The 15,878-nt window shown below is 46.9% G+C and carries 9 protein-coding genes; 2 read left to right on the top strand and 7 right to left on the bottom strand.

Annotation, left to right across the window (positions count from 1 at the left end; all coding sequences use genetic code 11):
- Positions 1-356: 356 nt before the first annotated feature.
- The 6 genes from addA to DWZ93_RS08400 all read right to left on the bottom strand — a co-directional run bounded on the left by addA (position 357) and on the right by DWZ93_RS08400 (position 12,981).
- Positions 357-3,989, bottom strand: a complete 3,633-nt coding sequence (gene addA, locus DWZ93_RS08425; RefSeq protein ID WP_118452575.1) for a helicase-exonuclease AddAB subunit AddA — start codon at positions 3,987-3,989, stop codon at positions 357-359.
- Positions 3,950-7,369 carry a PD-(D/E)XK nuclease family protein gene (locus tag DWZ93_RS08420; protein WP_118452599.1) on the bottom strand — a complete coding sequence of 1,140 codons (3,420 nt, stop codon included), beginning with the start codon at positions 7,367-7,369 and terminating at the stop codon, positions 3,950-3,952. The genes addA and DWZ93_RS08420 overlap by 40 nt, the downstream gene beginning before the upstream one ends.
- 49 nt (positions 7,370-7,418) lie before the next feature.
- Positions 7,419-8,666 carry a GTPase HflX gene (gene hflX / locus DWZ93_RS08415; protein WP_118452574.1) on the bottom strand — a complete coding sequence of 416 codons (1,248 nt, stop codon included), beginning with the start codon at positions 8,664-8,666 and terminating at the stop codon, positions 7,419-7,421.
- Positions 8,667-8,693: 27 nt separating this feature from the next.
- Positions 8,694-9,221, bottom strand: coding sequence for a tetratricopeptide repeat protein (locus DWZ93_RS08410; protein WP_118383951.1), 528 nt, complete (start codon positions 9,219-9,221; stop codon positions 8,694-8,696).
- A gap of 183 nt (positions 9,222-9,404) precedes the next feature.
- The gene (locus tag DWZ93_RS08405) at positions 9,405-12,044 is read right to left on the bottom strand and encodes a YfhO family protein (RefSeq protein ID WP_118452573.1); all 2,640 of its coding nucleotides are present in this window, start codon (positions 12,042-12,044) and stop codon (positions 9,405-9,407) included.
- Positions 12,025-12,981 carry a glycosyltransferase family 2 protein gene (locus DWZ93_RS08400; RefSeq protein ID WP_118452572.1) on the bottom strand — a complete coding sequence of 319 codons (957 nt, stop codon included), beginning with the start codon at positions 12,979-12,981 and terminating at the stop codon, positions 12,025-12,027. Before DWZ93_RS08400 ends, DWZ93_RS08405 begins: the two co-directional genes overlap by 20 nt.
- Before the next feature lie 145 nt (positions 12,982-13,126).
- On the opposite strand from DWZ93_RS08400, the gene DWZ93_RS08395 reads away from it, so the two are divergent.
- Both DWZ93_RS08395 and DWZ93_RS08390 read left to right on the top strand, forming a co-directional pair.
- Positions 13,127-13,831 (top strand): response regulator transcription factor, encoded by a 705-nt coding sequence (locus DWZ93_RS08395; RefSeq protein WP_118452571.1) that lies wholly within the window; start codon positions 13,127-13,129, stop codon positions 13,829-13,831.
- A complete protein-coding gene (locus DWZ93_RS08390; protein ID WP_243061228.1) occupies positions 13,824-15,200 on the top strand; it encodes a sensor histidine kinase in 1,377 nt (458 codons plus the stop codon). Before DWZ93_RS08395 ends, DWZ93_RS08390 begins: the two co-directional genes overlap by 8 nt.
- Here the strand turns inward: DWZ93_RS08390 and DWZ93_RS08385 are convergent.
- Positions 15,197-15,811, bottom strand: coding sequence for an N-acetyltransferase family protein (locus DWZ93_RS08385; protein ID WP_330421748.1), 615 nt, complete (start codon positions 15,809-15,811; stop codon positions 15,197-15,199). The genes DWZ93_RS08390 and DWZ93_RS08385 overlap by 4 nt on opposite strands.
- Positions 15,812-15,878 lie beyond the last annotated feature (67 nt).

The raw sequence follows: 15,878 nt of genomic DNA, 5'->3' as shown, positions 1-15,878 counted from the left end.
TCTTCTCATCTTGTCTATTTGTGTTGTTTATAATACTATACGATATATAATATTGTGAGTCAATATAATATTTTCAAGAATGCCTCGGCATTCTTGCTGCGAGGTGCGCGTCATGCAATTGCATGACATACTTCTACTGCGCACCTCTGCCATCCTGCCGGAGGCTATATCAGCTGGGGGATTGACTCCCACCACTGATACCAGCTTGTTTCTCACCACCTATAGAGATGGGAGTCATCTCCCATCTGATATACAAAGGTTAGGAAGTGAGAAGGAGGGAACACTCCGAATACATTATACAATTAGCGGAACGAACCAGAAAAAGGCAGTCCGGTTTTCACCGAACTGCCCATACTTTACTTCCACGCAAATTCTTTTTGCATGGTAAATGAATATATGATTTTTTCCCGTACTTTCTTTCCGGTAATCTGCTCCAGCGCCCTTGCATAATACTCAAGCTGGGACTGGTATTTATCCAGAAGTTTCTGTTCCGACCAGATCTTATCGGTCTTATAATCGAGCACCACGAGTTCCCCGTCTTCCTCAAAGCAGACATCGATGATTCCCTGTACCAGCATGGTCTCATCCTCTTCTGTCATCTCCGGATAAATGTCCCGCGCCGGAATTCCCAGTACAAACGGCTGCTCCTTCCTCAGCTTGTTCTCTTCTGCTGCCTGCTTCATGCGCTGTCCGGATGTTGTATGGATAAAGGTAAGGATATCTTTCGGCCTCACGCTCTCTGCCATCTCTCCTGCAATCCGTCCGGATTCGCACATCTTCTCAATCGCTGCCTCTGTACCTTCAAGATCATATTCCTTTGTGAAATCCAGAAGCTCCATCACTCTGTGATATGCGGTACCTCGCGGTGCTCCGGTAATCTCTTCCTCGCCCTGCAGAAATCTTGGGATCAATGGCACCACAGGTTCGTCTTCATATGGAAGCTCTCCCGCTTCCTCTGCCAGATATGCTCGCTTCTTTAACTCCGATACGGTGTATTTCAGCTTTTTTCCTTCCAGATCTCGGTAAGGATACTGATAATAAAACTGCTGTTTCAGACGCTCCTGCATCTTCTCATCGTAGACTTCTTCCACATTCCAGTTTTCTAATGCCTGACGTGTCACCATCTGCTCCGCAGTCTGTTCTATCTGCGATCCCCGCACCTGGGACATATCCACGATCTGGATGCGGAATGGACTTTTCTCTCCTCTTCCTGCCACCGCCGGAAGTATCCAGTCCAGATAACGTTTCGCCCCTGCAAGCTGTCCAAAGCTCATCGGAGTCGGATGAGCCGCCATATTTTCCTTATGATATAAGGCCTGATTCATTGCCTCACGAACCTTTGTCTCCGGGTCTGACAGCGTGCCGGTCACGATCAGCTTCTCTTTCGCCCGGGTCAGTGCCACATAGAGCACGCGAAGCTCTTCGCCCATGCTCTCCAGCACCTCTTCCCTGGCAATCACATTTCTGATCAGCGTTGGACATTTGGTACGCGTCTCAAGATCCACGCTTTCCAGTCCGATCCCAAGAGAGGCATGCATCAACACATCGCCCTTACTGTCCTGCCTGTTGAACTGTTTGCCCATGCCTGCCACAATAACAATCGGGAATTCCAACCCCTTACTTTTGTGAATGCTCATGAGCCGCACGGTATTGGACTGTTCATCTGCCGTGTTGGCTTCCCCGTAATCAATCTCGTATTTCTGAAGCTGTTCCACGTACCGTATAAAATGAAATACGCCCTTGTAGCTGCTACTCTCAAAGGTTCTCGCTTTCTCCAGTAACATATCCAGATTGGCTGCTCTCTGCTCCCCTGCCGGAAGCGCAGAGATATAATCACGGTAACCGGTCTCCTGCATGATCTTATCCAGCAGCCTGTGAAGTGCCGTGTAAGGGATCATTCTGCGAAAATGTTCCATCTGATCCAGACATGTCACCAGTTTACTTTTTATAACTTTATCTGATCCTTCTTTTGCATAACAGCTTACCGCCTGATGGAACGGCTTGTCCCTGTAGTTTCCCTTAATCCGGGCAAGTTCTTCATCCGTCATATGACCGAATATCGACCGCAAAACGGATGCTAACGGTACATCCTGCCGTTTATTATTCAGGATTCTGAGGTAATCTAACAATACTCCGATCTCTCTGGTCTCGAAATAACCTTCACTGGAACCGGCGTACACCGGGATTCCCTCTTTTTTCAGAACTTCCATATAGACATCCGCATATCCCTTCATGCTACGTGTCAGGATCACGATGTCCCGAAACTCTGCCGGTCGCATCTGCTCTGTCTTCTTATCCTTCACTATCTGATGACGGATCAGTTCATGAATCCGTCCCGCGATCACCGATGCTTCCTTTTCACGATTCGACAGCTTCTCTACATCTGCACCGGATTCCACATCATCCTCGAGATCCACAAGAATCAACTCCGGGATATTGTCTGCTTGGGGATCTGATATTTCAGGATAACTTGCCCCCGGATATAACGCTGCCCGGTCATCGTATTCTACACCGCCCAGATCCCTGATCATGATCTGCCGAAAAATGTCATTGGCTCCGGCCAGCACTTCTTTCCTGCTTCGAAAATTCTTATGCAGATCAATTCTCTGCTCCGGTCCATCCGTCAATGTATAAGAATCGTATTTCTCCATAAATAATTCCGGTCTGGACAGACGGAATCGGTAGATGCTCTGTTTCACATCACCTACCATAAAGATATTATTTCTGCCCGTCCATTTACCGGACACACTGGTCAAAATTGTTTCCTGTATCAGGTTACTGTCCTGATATTCATCGATCATGATCTCATAGAATTGCTTCTGATACTCCTCCGCCACCTTGGATGGCACAAGTCTGCCATCCTCTTCGCGGGTAAGAATCCGCATGGCATACTGCTCCATATCATCGAAGTCAATCATATTACGGGAACGTTTTATCTCTTCAAAGCGCTTCGAAAAGTCAGTTGTCAGGCGCGCCAGCATCTGCATATAAGGTCTGCACCGTCCGATTTCTGTCAGCACATCCTCTCCCGGTAATTCATAATACAACGACTTCAGGTCTTTTATCATGTCCTTGACGTTATCCCGCACTCGTTTCACGAAATTCGCTTTCTCTTCCGAAGCCTGATTCTTGCGGTTCGAAGCAAGACGTTTCCAATTAATCCGCTGAATGGCTTCGTAAGTCTCTTCGTATCCTTCTGCCTGTTCCAATCGTTCAATCTGACGCAGGTCATCTTCCAGCGCATCCATATACATCTGCGGTCCATCCGGTGCCATACATACAGCAAGTCCCTGCTGCAAGAGCTCTTTTGCTCCTGCCATATAGCCCACCATATTTTTCTGCATTGCCTGATAATACACCGTCGCCTGCAGTTCTTCCATATTCTCCACTTCGTATGCATGTACACATTCTGCCAGCCATCTGTCCGGTTCCGGATAGCTGCGCGAAAATTCATACAGACGCTCGATCAGTTCCTCGATCTTCTTATCATCACGGCTTCCTCCGTAGCTTTCTACCAGATTTAGGAACTCCGGATCCGCTTCTTCATAATACTGTTCTAACATTTCCTGCATCACATCGCCACGCAGAAGCTTTAATTCTCCCTCTTCGCCAATCCGAAATGCCGGATCCAGATCAATGGTATGAAAATGTTCCCGGATTACGGATAAACAGAAACTGTGAATGGTCGTAATCTGCGCACTGTGGATCAATGTCGCCTGCCGGTTCAGATTCGCATCCTCCGGCCGCTTCTCTGCCTGATCTTCAATTGCCTGTCGGATACGCTCTTTCATCTCTGCCGCTGCTGCCTCGGTAAATGTCACGATCAGCAGCCGGTCTACATCCACAGGATTCTCTTTTCTGGTGAGCATGGTAATGATTCGTTCCACCAGCACCGCTGTTTTTCCGGAGCCAGCTGCCGCCGACACCAGAATATTACGCCCGCCAAGCTCTATGACCTGCCGCTGTTCTTCGGTCCACTGAACTCCCATGACGTATCCTCCTTTCTAATAAAAGCATCAGGTGTCTTTCCGGTTTCTCCTGATACTGCACTCTGCATCTTTGCAAACGCTTCCTCGCGCGTCAGCTTCTTTCTGTCCAGATATTCATAGCCGTCAAGCTGCGGATCAAATCCACAGATCTGCTGATAAATACAATGCTCGCACCCATGATTTTGACCCTGACGATATGGCTGCACTGCCACCTCCCCCCGGACAATCTGCTGTCTGATCTCTGCTGCTTTCTGATCCGCATACTCCATCATGGTGTGAAAGTCTTCCTGTCTGACCGCTCTGGATACTTTAGCAAGGCTTCCGTCATTATTAAACTTCACCGGCACAGCCAATGAATCTCCTGTACGATCCCTTTCCAGATGTTCCAGACTATTCTGCTCCAGATTCACCACGCCGTCCGGGCGCAATTCCTTCAGAAGCCTTTTTTCAAGATCTGCTTTACCATTTTTCTCCAACAGCGGATCCTTCATCCGGTAATAAAATACGCCCGACGGGATCACCTGTTTACCCGGATATCGTTTCTTCATACGGTCGGTTGCCGCATTCATATATACCATCAGCTGTAACTGCAATCCATAATAAAGTGCTGACACATCGAATCCCTTCTGTCCGGTCTTATAATCGATAACCTTCACATAGACTTCATCCCGTGTCTCGCACACATCAATCCGGTCGATCTTGCCACTGCCAAAGGACAGCTCATATGCCGACGGCTCAAAATCACCCCTGGCTAACTGTTCGGTAAGTGCCCAGACCGTGCGGTTCAGCAGACGGTCAAGTCTTGTGATCATGTATTCATTTCTGGCAGAACTGTACAGTACAGAATTACCGTAATCCGCAATGGATTCATCCAGACTCTCCCGCACCAGCTGCTGTCGCTTCTCTTCTTCTATCTTTGTCCATCCGCCTTCTTTTTCCGCTTTGCCGGAATAGCGCTCCATCGCACTGTGAAAGACATTTCCCAGATCCAGTGGCTGGAACTCGTATTCGTTCCGTTCCTTCAAACGTAATCCGTACGCCAGAAAATGTGCAAATGCACAGGCAGAGAATTTCTCCATTCGGGAAATGCTGTTCTGGAAATGCGTACCGTAAAGGAGCTTTGCAGCTTCCTCACTGATCTGTTTCGGATGATAAGAATAAAATGACGCATCCAGAAGATTTCCGATCTTCTCTGCCCATTCGGGATGCTTCTTATACCAGTTATAAAGCTCCATCCAGCTGCTGCCGCCTGCATCACTCTGCATGCGGAGTCCCCGGATCAGTTCCTGCAGTCCGATCTCCGGCGTCAGCTCCTGCTCAGTTAACGGCCTTGACGCCTCATCGATCACCGGCGCATCCGGGAATAATCTGCGGATCTCACCGATCAGATACGCCGGACGCTTTGCTTTGCCATCTGCTCCCGATCTGCTGTAAAACAAATGCAGTTCCTCTTCCGGTTTGGTCAGATTCAGATACAGATAAAATTTCTGAATATATGCCTGTTCTCTTCCACCCGGTGTGAGTGAGAGATTTTCCTGCTCAAACTGCGCTCTGTCCTGTTCACTTAACAGTCCTGTCCGCATCAGATTGCCCGGAAGCAGCGAATCATTGACTCCAAGCATCAGCAGTACACGGATATCTTTTAATCTGGTTCGCTGTACATCCCCGGCGATCACCTGATCCAATCCCGGCGGAATTACACCAATCTTAATCTCATTCAGTCCGGCATCCAGAAGTTCCACGTATTCCTTTAATGTTACCGGTTCGTCTCCCAAAAGCTCTACAAATTTGTCGAAGAGACCAATCAAAGCACTATATACCTGTGCATATTCTCTGGCAAGCGCAAGTTCTCCCTCTTCCGTGAATGCATCCTCCTGCCGTTTTAATTCCTGCTGCAGTTCCTGCTCTTCCAGAAAACGATAAAGTGCCTCGGTAATATCACGCACCGTTTTCTTCCGCTGCCGCAGTACAAAAAGCAGACCGTCCACCAGCTCCACCAGTTTCACCCGAAGGTGATTCAGATGCTCCAGTTCGTCCTCTGTCACATCTGCACCTCTGCGCACCCATCGCTGCTGCCAGTTTTTATACCCACGGATACCAAGTGCCAGACAGTAATTCTCCAGCTCATCCACCTCGTCATCTGTAAACGGTCCATAACCTGCTCTTAAGAAACGAAACACGCTCTCATAAGTAAAGCTCTGCTCCGCCATATTCAAAATGCTTCGCACATACTCCACAAAAGAATTCAGCAGAATACTCCGCTTATAATCCATAAATACCGGAATCCTGTATTTGGCAAATGCTTCTTCCAGATAATCGCCATAGCCATTAAGATCCGTTGCCACTACGCCAATCTCCCGGTAGCGCATGCCCTCTTCCCGCACAAGCCTGCGGATCTGCGCAGCTGCCGCATAGGCTTCTTCTTTTGGTGTTCTGGTCTCATGAATCGCGATCGTGTCCGGCTTCCCGATATAATATCTGCCCGAATAACGGAAAAGATGCTCCTCCAAAAAGGCAAGTGCCTCGCTTTTCCGGAAACGGTAAAACGGTCTCTTTTTGAGCCATACCGGTTCCCTCTGTTCCACACCGCACGCTCTGGCAATCCTCGTCAGTGTTGTCACCGTATGCTTACTCATCCCAAACATCTGGCAGGCATCCGTATAACGGTAAGGATCTTCTCTGTCATCGATGGTTACTGTCACGATCACATCTCTGGCAAGCTTCATAAGCTCCGCAAGCAGTCTGTTCTGCACCGGAGTAAATCCGGTAAATCCATCCAGCACGACCACACTCCTCTTCAGCAGTTCCGATTCTGGCACTGTTCTGCACAGCACATCCAGAATTTCCTCTTTGGTAATATATCTGTCCTGGAGATATTCCCGAAACTTCTTATATATAAGTCTCATATCCTGTAACTTATAATACAGATAAGATTCTTCTCCTGCCCGCTTCATCACGCAGTCCAGTTCTTCTTCCCCGATATCATACTGGTCGAACTCCGACAGAACCGACTTCACCTCACTGATATAGCCGAGACGCTTCATGTTGCCTTTCAGCACACGCAGCTCCGGTTCGATGTCTCCGGCAATCTTGCGCAAGATCAGGTTCTTGCCCTCATCGTCCAGCACAGGTGTATTTCCTTTCCCTGTCTCTTCAAAAATCCGATATGCCAGTCGTCCGAAACTCAACACATCGATATTCATAATGCCCTTTTTCTCGTTCATCAAAACAAGGTCCTTCTGCGTCTGCATCGTAAACTGCTCCGGCACCAGGACCATGTAATTAAGGGCAGGGTGTTCCCCTGCCTCCTGTATAATTCTCTGATATAAATAGTGGGACTTTCCGGAACCGGAACCCCCAAATACAAATTGTAATGCCATATATTCCTCCCGGCATCTGTCTTGAAATCTGTCAGCCAATTCTTCCAGGCTATGAATCTGCAAATATTTTTCCATATATCGGAATCGGCACATAGGCTTCCACAGCAATGCCGTCTTCCAGATATTCTTCTCTGAGAAGCTCTCCGTACTTGCGGATCAACTGGATCTTCGCTGCGTCTTTATATGGAAATGTATACTCTACCAACGCCTTCTGTCCCCGGAGCACCTCTTCCAGCTTGCTCTCCAGTGCATCAATCCCCGCTCCTGTCGCCGCTGAGATCGGCACTGTCGCATCTGCCTGAAAATCCCGCAAGATCACAGGCTCTGTCAGCAGATCCTGCTTATTAAACACGGTGATCACAGGCTTATCCTGTACGCCCAGTCCCCGCAGCGTCTCATATACAATATGCATCTGCTCATCCAGCTGTGGATTCGACGCATCCACCACATGCAGGATCAGATCTGCATACTTTGCTTCCTCCAGTGTACTGCGAAATGCATCAATCAGGTGATGCGGCAGCTTCCGGATAAATCCAACCGTATCTGTAAACAGCACCTTTTGTCCGCTGCCAAGCTGATATCCCCTGGTCGTCGGATCCAATGTGGCAAATAGCTTATTCTCTGCCAGCACTTCCGCTCCCGTCAAATAATTCAGAAGCGTCGACTTGCCCGCATTGGTATAGCCTACAATGGCAATAACCGGAAGCATCTCCTTCTTCCGCTGTTCTCTTGCCACCTGTCTGTGATTCTTCACTTCCGTAAGTTCCCGGTTCAGTCTGGCAATTCGTCCTTTGATCAGTCGTCGGTCCATCTCCAGCTTCTTCTCACCGGGACCTCTGGTACCGATACCACCTCCAAGCCTTGAAAGTGATGTACCATATCCGGTAAGTCTCGACTGACGATACTTTAACTGTGCAAGCTCCACCTGGATCTTACCTTCATTGGTAGATGCTCTCGCGGCAAAGATATCCAGGATCAGCAGCGTCCGGTCCATGATCTTCGTATGCAGCTCATCCTTCAGATTGCCGATCTGTGCCGGCGACAACTCGTCATCACAAATAATGCCATCTGCTTCTGTCTCCCACAAGAGATCTCGGATCTCGTCAATCTTACCCTTGCCCACATAGGTTCCCGGATGGATCAGTTCTCTCTTCTGGATCACTCTGCCCACGCACTCCGCTCCGGCAGTGCGCGCAAGTTCTTCCAGCTCATCCAGCGACTGATCCACATCCTCTGCATCGGATAAACTGATTCCCACCAGAATTACCCGTTCTTTTTTCTGTTCTGTCTCATACATCTATGTTCTGTTCCTTCTGTAATTCTGTTATTGTGTCTCCAGAAATTCTGCTTCCTTCGTTCCGCGTTCGTCATCCGGATAATCCTTCACATACTCCTTCAGCTTTGTCCTGGCATTCTCCCATTTGCCAAGCTTCTCATATGCTACAATCTCGTTATACTTCATCTCCTGCATCAGTTCCTTGCTGGCATCATCACATTCCTGCCCAAGATTGTAATAATTCAGAGCTTCTTTTGGATTATCCAGCTTCAGTTCACAGCTTCCGAGGAAATTATACAGTGCCGCGGTCTTCTCCGCACCATTATCCAGCGCTGACTGAAATGCACTGAGTGCTGCTTCATACTCACCCAGTTCCCATTTCGCCATACCGATGCCGCGGTACGCCTCTCCGGTATCCTGTCCTTTATCCGCTGCCTCCTTGAACTTCGTGACAGCTTTTTTATAGTTGCCATCCTCCAGGTAAGTTGTACCCTCTTCGATCGCTTTGGATCCACAGCCTGTCAATGCCAGGCACAGCAGCATACATATTGCAATAAAACTTACATGTCTCTTCATGTTATCCTCCCCATTAGAGATTATTCTATGAATCCATTATGCCAAATCCAGAAAGACATTTCAATACGAAGAAAGGAACTTACCTTAGTAAGTCCCTCTTTTTGTCCGTCTCTTCTCTAGTCAAGCGGATATTCGCAATCCGCTTCGCTACTTGCTCATAACCGAATGCTGCTTTGCAGCTTATCAGGAGTGGCTTGCACCACTCCTGATACAAGCAATTGAAGCAGGGGACTTGCTTGATTCGGTTAAAAAAATAACTGCCATCATCACAAGTCCCACAAGACTTAAGAATTTGCCTGCTGCCACACCGGAAGCGTGATATATGATCACAACACTGTGTTCGCCTGATTCTATTGGAAATCCTAAAAATGCTGTGTTCACCTTTTTAGGCACTGTCTGGTCCCCATCCACATAGATGGTAAAGTTCTTATCATATGGGATCGACGTAATAAAATATCCGGTATTCTGTACATCGATCTTACCTGCGATCGTATTGCCTTTTGTATCATCCCTGTCCACCTGAAATGCAGACTGATACAAATTCTGATCTTCTTCCATATCCTCCGTATACGCACTTGCGGATCCTATATAACACTGTACTCCTGTCAGCTCATATTCACCTGCTCCAAAGGTTATCTTCAGATCAGTCTGGTCTGACGGAAGTGTCATCACGTAGGTAAATGTCGTATTTCCATTATAATATAAGTGACTTTCGGAACTCAGCTTATTACGGATTCCATTTACCCAGATTGCCACATCATGATTCGGTCTGTGATTGTCCACCTGAAACTGAAGATATAGATTATAGTCTGTCGCTTCACTATATGCTGATGTCTCCGCAGGCACAGATACATTTACCGAAGTTTTATTCTTTGCCTTAATCTCAATGTTACCATCTGCATCCGTTGATATCTTTATCTGTTTTGTATTCATATCCGGAATCGTAAATGTACTTTTTTCTGCCGTAGCTTCAAACAGACTCTTGCACCCCTGATCATCCGCATCTGCCTCCGCATTATCTGTACTGTTTGCATTTACTACAGCGTAATTCATCAGCGCAGTCTGGTTATATGGAAATGCAAGCGTCTGATACTCTTCCTCCGCCATCACACGGTCTGTAGCATAGGCCACCGGTGCCACGCCTGCATTTTCCGTTACGATCGGTGTTCCGTCCTTTTTCTGTCTGATCTGATACTTTACACCCATAAACCGCTGATATAATGGATTCTTCGCCACACTCTGCATCAGATTATTGCGGTATGGCTGTTCCAATCCAAACGTATCCTTGCGGAAATCCTGATAATCCGTATTATACGCGGAAGAATAAAGGGATGACACCCACTGTCCGGATGACCAGACCCGATTCAGATCTGCGGCATTTTCCGTGTCTTTCCCCATCTGTTCGATCCGATAAAAGGAAGAATCATGCTGCAGGATATCATTCACGGTATCTCCAATCCTGCTGTCTGTCACTTTCGCATACTCTGCGGGTTCGATCAATTCACTGCTGTACGCATTGGCCACACCTTCAAACAGTGTCAGACAGATCAATGGTGGAACGATCAGTACCGCTATCCTGCGTTTCCAACAAAATACAGCAACGGATATCAATGCGATCACTCCATCCAACATGAGCAACTGCCACTGCATTTCATACGAAATCGTTGCATTTCTTCCATAATAGTCATACATAATCACTGCCAGCGTAAGCACTGCAGCAATCAGATTAACCGGCAATGAAATCTCATGTTTCTTATTCTTCCAAAGATATAACGCGATCAGATAGCAAATCAGCGGTAAAAATGGAATGACAGCCTTATCTCTTATATATAATCCACCATTCAGAAGCCATGCAAATACCGGCAGGCTAATAACCAGCATACAGCCCCAGGCAAGTACACGCTCACTCCACCTTCGGTAAGTAAGTCCGACAATTAATACGGTAATTGCAAGAGTGGTAAGTCCCAGTCCATAAGTTCCATACGCTACACGAAGCGGCGGAAACTGCGGTATCAAAAGCTCCCCGATCTTCATGCCGGCTGCTTCCTGCTTTCTCCCAAAAAGGGCTCTTGCCGTCGGCACCAGCAGGATACCACTCATACATACAGCTGCAAGCATCGGCATCACAAAGCGAACTCCATCTCGCAAAAATACAGGTACCCGGAACTTTGGTGTGATTTCCAGATACCGGTACACACCATAGAGCACCAGTGCCAGCATACCGCCAATGCTGAAATAAAAGCTGGTCATAATCATCAGAAATACACTGATCAGATACAGATCCGATCGTTTCTTATCAAAATACCGATCGACCCCGATCAGTGACATATAAAGGAACGGCATATAGTTGACAAACATCACCTGATGACAGGACTGATAGATCACAGGCCCTGCCAGCATATACATCAGTGCTACGCCAAGTCTTATCTCTTCCGGAAATCCGCGTCTGCCAAGCCAGTAATACAGCAGGCACACAGATACCGCGATCCCTGCAATGCTGACTGCGATTATATAATCGCTCATTTTTACAAAAGGCAGCAGATAGGACAACAGAATTACCGGACTATATAAACCGTAATAGGAAAAATTATAAATATTCTGTCCACCGCCAAGATTGGCTGCAAACTCCGGAAACAGTTCTCCTGTATCATAGAACTGCTGTCTGAAATAATCCGGAATCACGCTATGCTGGCTGATCCAGTCTACCTTTGCCCCAAACACACCATTTCGTCCCACAAAGAGCCAGCAGACAAATACGGTCAGCAGGCATAGCAGCAGATAGATCACACCACGGATCTTTTTCTTACCTTTTATGATCTGCATACATCTCTCCTTCCTCACTAGATTCCCGAAGCAGATAGATCGGACGATGCTTAGTCTCAAGATAAGTCTTAGACAGATACTGTCCAAGAATTCCAAGGCACAATAGCTGTACACCGCTGACCATGAACACGATACATGCCATGGACGGCCATCCGGATACCGGATCTCCCCATACAAGTGTCCGGATAATAATTACCAGGATCACCAGTGCCGACAGTCCACAGAACAGAATTCCCAGTACCGATGCAAGCGCTAATGGTACTACTGAAAATCCGGTGATTCCTTCTAATGAATAACGGAACAGTTTCCACACTGACCACTTCGTCTCACCTGCAGAACGCTCTACATTTTCAAAGTCCAGCCATTTGGTCTTAAATCCTACCCATCCAAAGATTCCTTTGGAAAAACGGTTGTACTCACTCATCTGTAATACTGCATCTGCCATCTTACGGTTCATCAAGCGGTAATCTCTTGCGCCATCTACGATCTCCGTCTTAGATATTTTGTTGATAAAACGATAAAACTGTCTGGACAGGAACGACCGTATCACCGGCTCTCCTGCTCTGGTGGAACGTCTCGTTGCCACGCTGTCGTAATCTTCTTCTTTTAATATCCGGTACATCTCCGGCAAAAGTGACGGCGGATCCTGAAGATCTACATCCATCACCGCAATATAATCTCCTTCTGCATGTGTAAGTCCCGCATAGATTGCTGCCTCTTTTCCGAAATTTCTGGAAAATGACAGGTATCTGCACCGGGCATCTATCTCGTGAAGCTTCTTCATTTCCTCCAATGTTTTATCTGCTGAGCCATCATCTACAAAGATTAGTTCAACGTCTGTATCCATCTGACCTATGATCCGGCTCATTTCTTTATAATATATCGGCAATGCCGCTTCCTCGTTCCAGCACGGAACGATAATTGATATCTTATCCATAATCTTATTCACCTCTGGCGGATATTTTATCTCACATATCTTAAGTATTTGTCAAATTAAATCTTAAAGTTTCTTAAATTAAAATGATTTTTTATTAAATTCTTGTATACTTATCAGCAGAACGAATATGAAAGGAGATTTTATTATGGATGCCCATATTCTGGCAGTAGATGACAACCCGGAAATCCGGGAGATTATAGAGATACTATTAACCGGTGAAGGCTTTGCAGTCGATCAGGCAGGAGACGGCACACAGGCGCTTGCTATGCTGAAAGAAAAGCATTATGACCTGATTATTCTGGATATTATGATGCCAGGCATGAATGGATACCAGACCTGTCTGGAGATCCGTAAGCTCACCAATGCTCCAATTCTGTTCTTAAGTGCCCGCACCAAAGACAGTGATAAAACTCTAGGCTTCTCCAGCGGCGGAGACGACTATCTGGCGAAACCTTTTTCCTATCCGGAGCTGATCAGCCGGGTAAAGGCATTGATCCGACGTTACCAGATATATAAAGGAAAGGATGAAGAGACAATTACCGAAGTCCCTTCCCATATCCATTACCACAATCTGGATATTGACAGGAATACCGAAACCGTTTACCGGGATAGTGAAGCAGTAGATCTTACCAGCACCGAATATGCCATGCTGCTTACACTGGTTACCCATCCTGGTCAGATTTTTTCTGCCGAGCGGCTGTTCGAAGTTGTCTGGAATGAGCCTTATTACTATGGTGCCAGCAATTCCGTCATGGTGCACATCCGAAATCTGCGCCGCAAGATTGAAGTCGATCCTGCTGCTCCGACCCTGATCACAACCGTCTGGGGAAAGGGGTACCGCTGTGAATAAGCTCCGTACTAAAATTCGTACCAAACTTCTGCTTCTGATCATCATCACCGGGCTTGCAAGTGCACTGCTTTTCCAGGGAATGTGGAACTGCAGATGGAAGGTCTGGGACGTACTGTCAGATGCCGGATTTTTTGATGATATACTGCCGAGTGCAGACGATAATTTCTGGAATAATCTTTTTAATAAAGCTGCTGATTATGACCTTCCTGCCTCCGAAACGGATTCCAAGGCAATCGATGCACTGACTCCTTTCTTCGATGAAACAGCAGACGAATATACCAGCATATATCTTTATTCTCTGACCGAAGGGGAATATCTGGTCGGTCGTTATGCCCAGATTATGGATTCCGAAAATTTTCGTGTACCATTTGACATTGCCTACCGATGGACAGACGGAGCCAATGAAGAACGCTTCGAAATGCCGGTTAAGTTTAAGAATGGATATGCTACTGTCATCGTCTATTTCTATCATCAGACGTATTTCATTACACCATATTTCTTCGCCTGCCTTATCTGCTGCCTGACGCTGTTCCTTGGAAGCATCCTGTACTTTGTCCGGCGCAAAATGAAAGAAGTGGATCGATTAGAACAGCATATCCTGACCATGGCATCCGGTGATCTGACAACACCTGTAATCCCCGGCAGCAAAGATGAGCTTGGCATACTTGCAAGAGAACTTGACAACCTGCGAATCACACTGCATGAAACAATCACCAATGAGCAGGAAAGTCATCAGGCAAATCAGGATCTGATCACCGCCATGTCCCATGATCTGCGCACCCCGCTCACGGTACTGAAAGGCTATCTGGAAATACTGCGTCTCGGAAAAAATGCAGACATGCAGACCGAATACCTGAACCGCTGTATTCAGAAAACCGAAGATATCCAGGAAATGTCAGACCGGATGTTTGAATATGCACTCGTCTATGAAAAGGACATCCAGCCTGAATTTCGTAGGCTCCCTGCTACACTTCTGCTGGAACACCTGATGGAAAATGCAGACTTCCTGCATCTGACCGGATTTCAGACTTCACCTCAGATCCCCGGTGAACCACTTTCTGATTTTGAAGGCGATCCTGCGCTGATCAAGCGAATCTTTAACAATCTGTTCTCCAACATTCTCAAATATGGAGACAAAAAAGCTCCGGTCGTCATTACATTCTGTCAGAATACAGACAGTCATAATGTGCCGCAGCTGATTATCACCTTAGAAAATGCTGTCAAATCAGACCTTGCCGGCATCGAGAGCAACCGGATTGGTCTGAAGAGTGCAGAAAAAATGATGCAGCTGATGCATGGTCAGCTGAACTATACACAATCGAGTAATTTCTTCACTTCTACCTTAACATTTAAAGGGCTTGCGGATTAATCTTCCGCAGCCCTTTTCCATATCTCTTCACATTTTCTATTATATTGTTCCTGTAACTCCGTAAACCAGATCACAGGTTCCGGCGTATCCGGATGCTCTGCAATCGCTTTTTCCATCCATACCATATGATACCAGCGTCCGAATTTGTACGCACACTGGTGGAATGTTCCGATCAGCCGGTAACCGAGATGTTCATGATACTCTACACTATTGTTAGTAAGATACTCATCCGGTTCTTCCGGATACGCAATACACGCATTCAGATTGATGATGTGCATGGCATCCAACGTGTCTTCCAATGCCTGATAAAGACGGCTTCCGATTCCATGTCCGCGTACATTCTCTGCCACATAGATCGACGTCTCTACCGACCAGTCATAGGATTCCCTGGTATTCAGCGGAGAGGCATAAACATAGCCCACGATCTTTCCGTCCAGCTCTGCTGCCAGATAGGGATATTTTTCCAATGTGTGACGTATCCGCTGTCGAAATTCCTCCACGGACGGCACATGACACTCATAAGTGATCGCCGTATGCTCCACATAATATCGATATATTTCCACCAGCGCCTCTGCGTCATCCTCACTGACTACACGTATCTTAAGTTCCATTCCCAACATCCTTTCCCGAAAATTATCTTCTCTATTCAAGAATGCCTCGGCGTTCTTGCTGCGAGGT

This window comes from Dorea sp. AF36-15AT (assembly GCF_003477705.1).
In the GTDB taxonomy this organism is placed as follows: Bacteria; Bacillota; Clostridia; order Lachnospirales; family Lachnospiraceae; genus Claveliimonas; species Claveliimonas ammoniilytica.
This window is presented reverse-complemented; position numbering and strand designations above follow the sequence as displayed.

What these genes read in the sequence shown, in the direction of transcription:
- addA (WP_118452575.1), bottom strand. Translation starts at nt 3,989, where the DNA reads ATGGGAGTTCAGTGGACCGAAGAACAGCGGCAGGTCATAGAGCTTGGC.
- DWZ93_RS08420 (WP_118452599.1), bottom strand. Translation starts at nt 7,369, where the DNA reads ATGGCATTACAATTTGTATTTGGGGGTTCCGGTTCCGGAAAGTCCCAC.
- hflX (WP_118452574.1), bottom strand. Translation starts at nt 8,666, where the DNA reads ATGTATGAGACAGAACAGAAAAAAGAACGGGTAATTCTGGTGGGAATC.
- DWZ93_RS08410 (WP_118383951.1), bottom strand. Translation starts at nt 9,221, where the DNA reads ATGAAGAGACATGTAAGTTTTATTGCAATATGTATGCTGCTGTGCCTG.
- DWZ93_RS08405 (WP_118452573.1), bottom strand. Translation starts at nt 12,044, where the DNA reads ATGCAGATCATAAAAGGTAAGAAAAAGATCCGTGGTGTGATCTATCTG.
- DWZ93_RS08400 (WP_118452572.1), bottom strand. Translation starts at nt 12,981, where the DNA reads ATGGATAAGATATCAATTATCGTTCCGTGCTGGAACGAGGAAGCGGCA.
- DWZ93_RS08395 (WP_118452571.1), top strand. Translation starts at nt 13,127, where the DNA reads ATGGATGCCCATATTCTGGCAGTAGATGACAACCCGGAAATCCGGGAG.
- DWZ93_RS08385 (WP_330421748.1), bottom strand. Translation starts at nt 15,811, where the DNA reads ATGGAACTTAAGATACGTGTAGTCAGTGAGGATGACGCAGAGGCGCTG.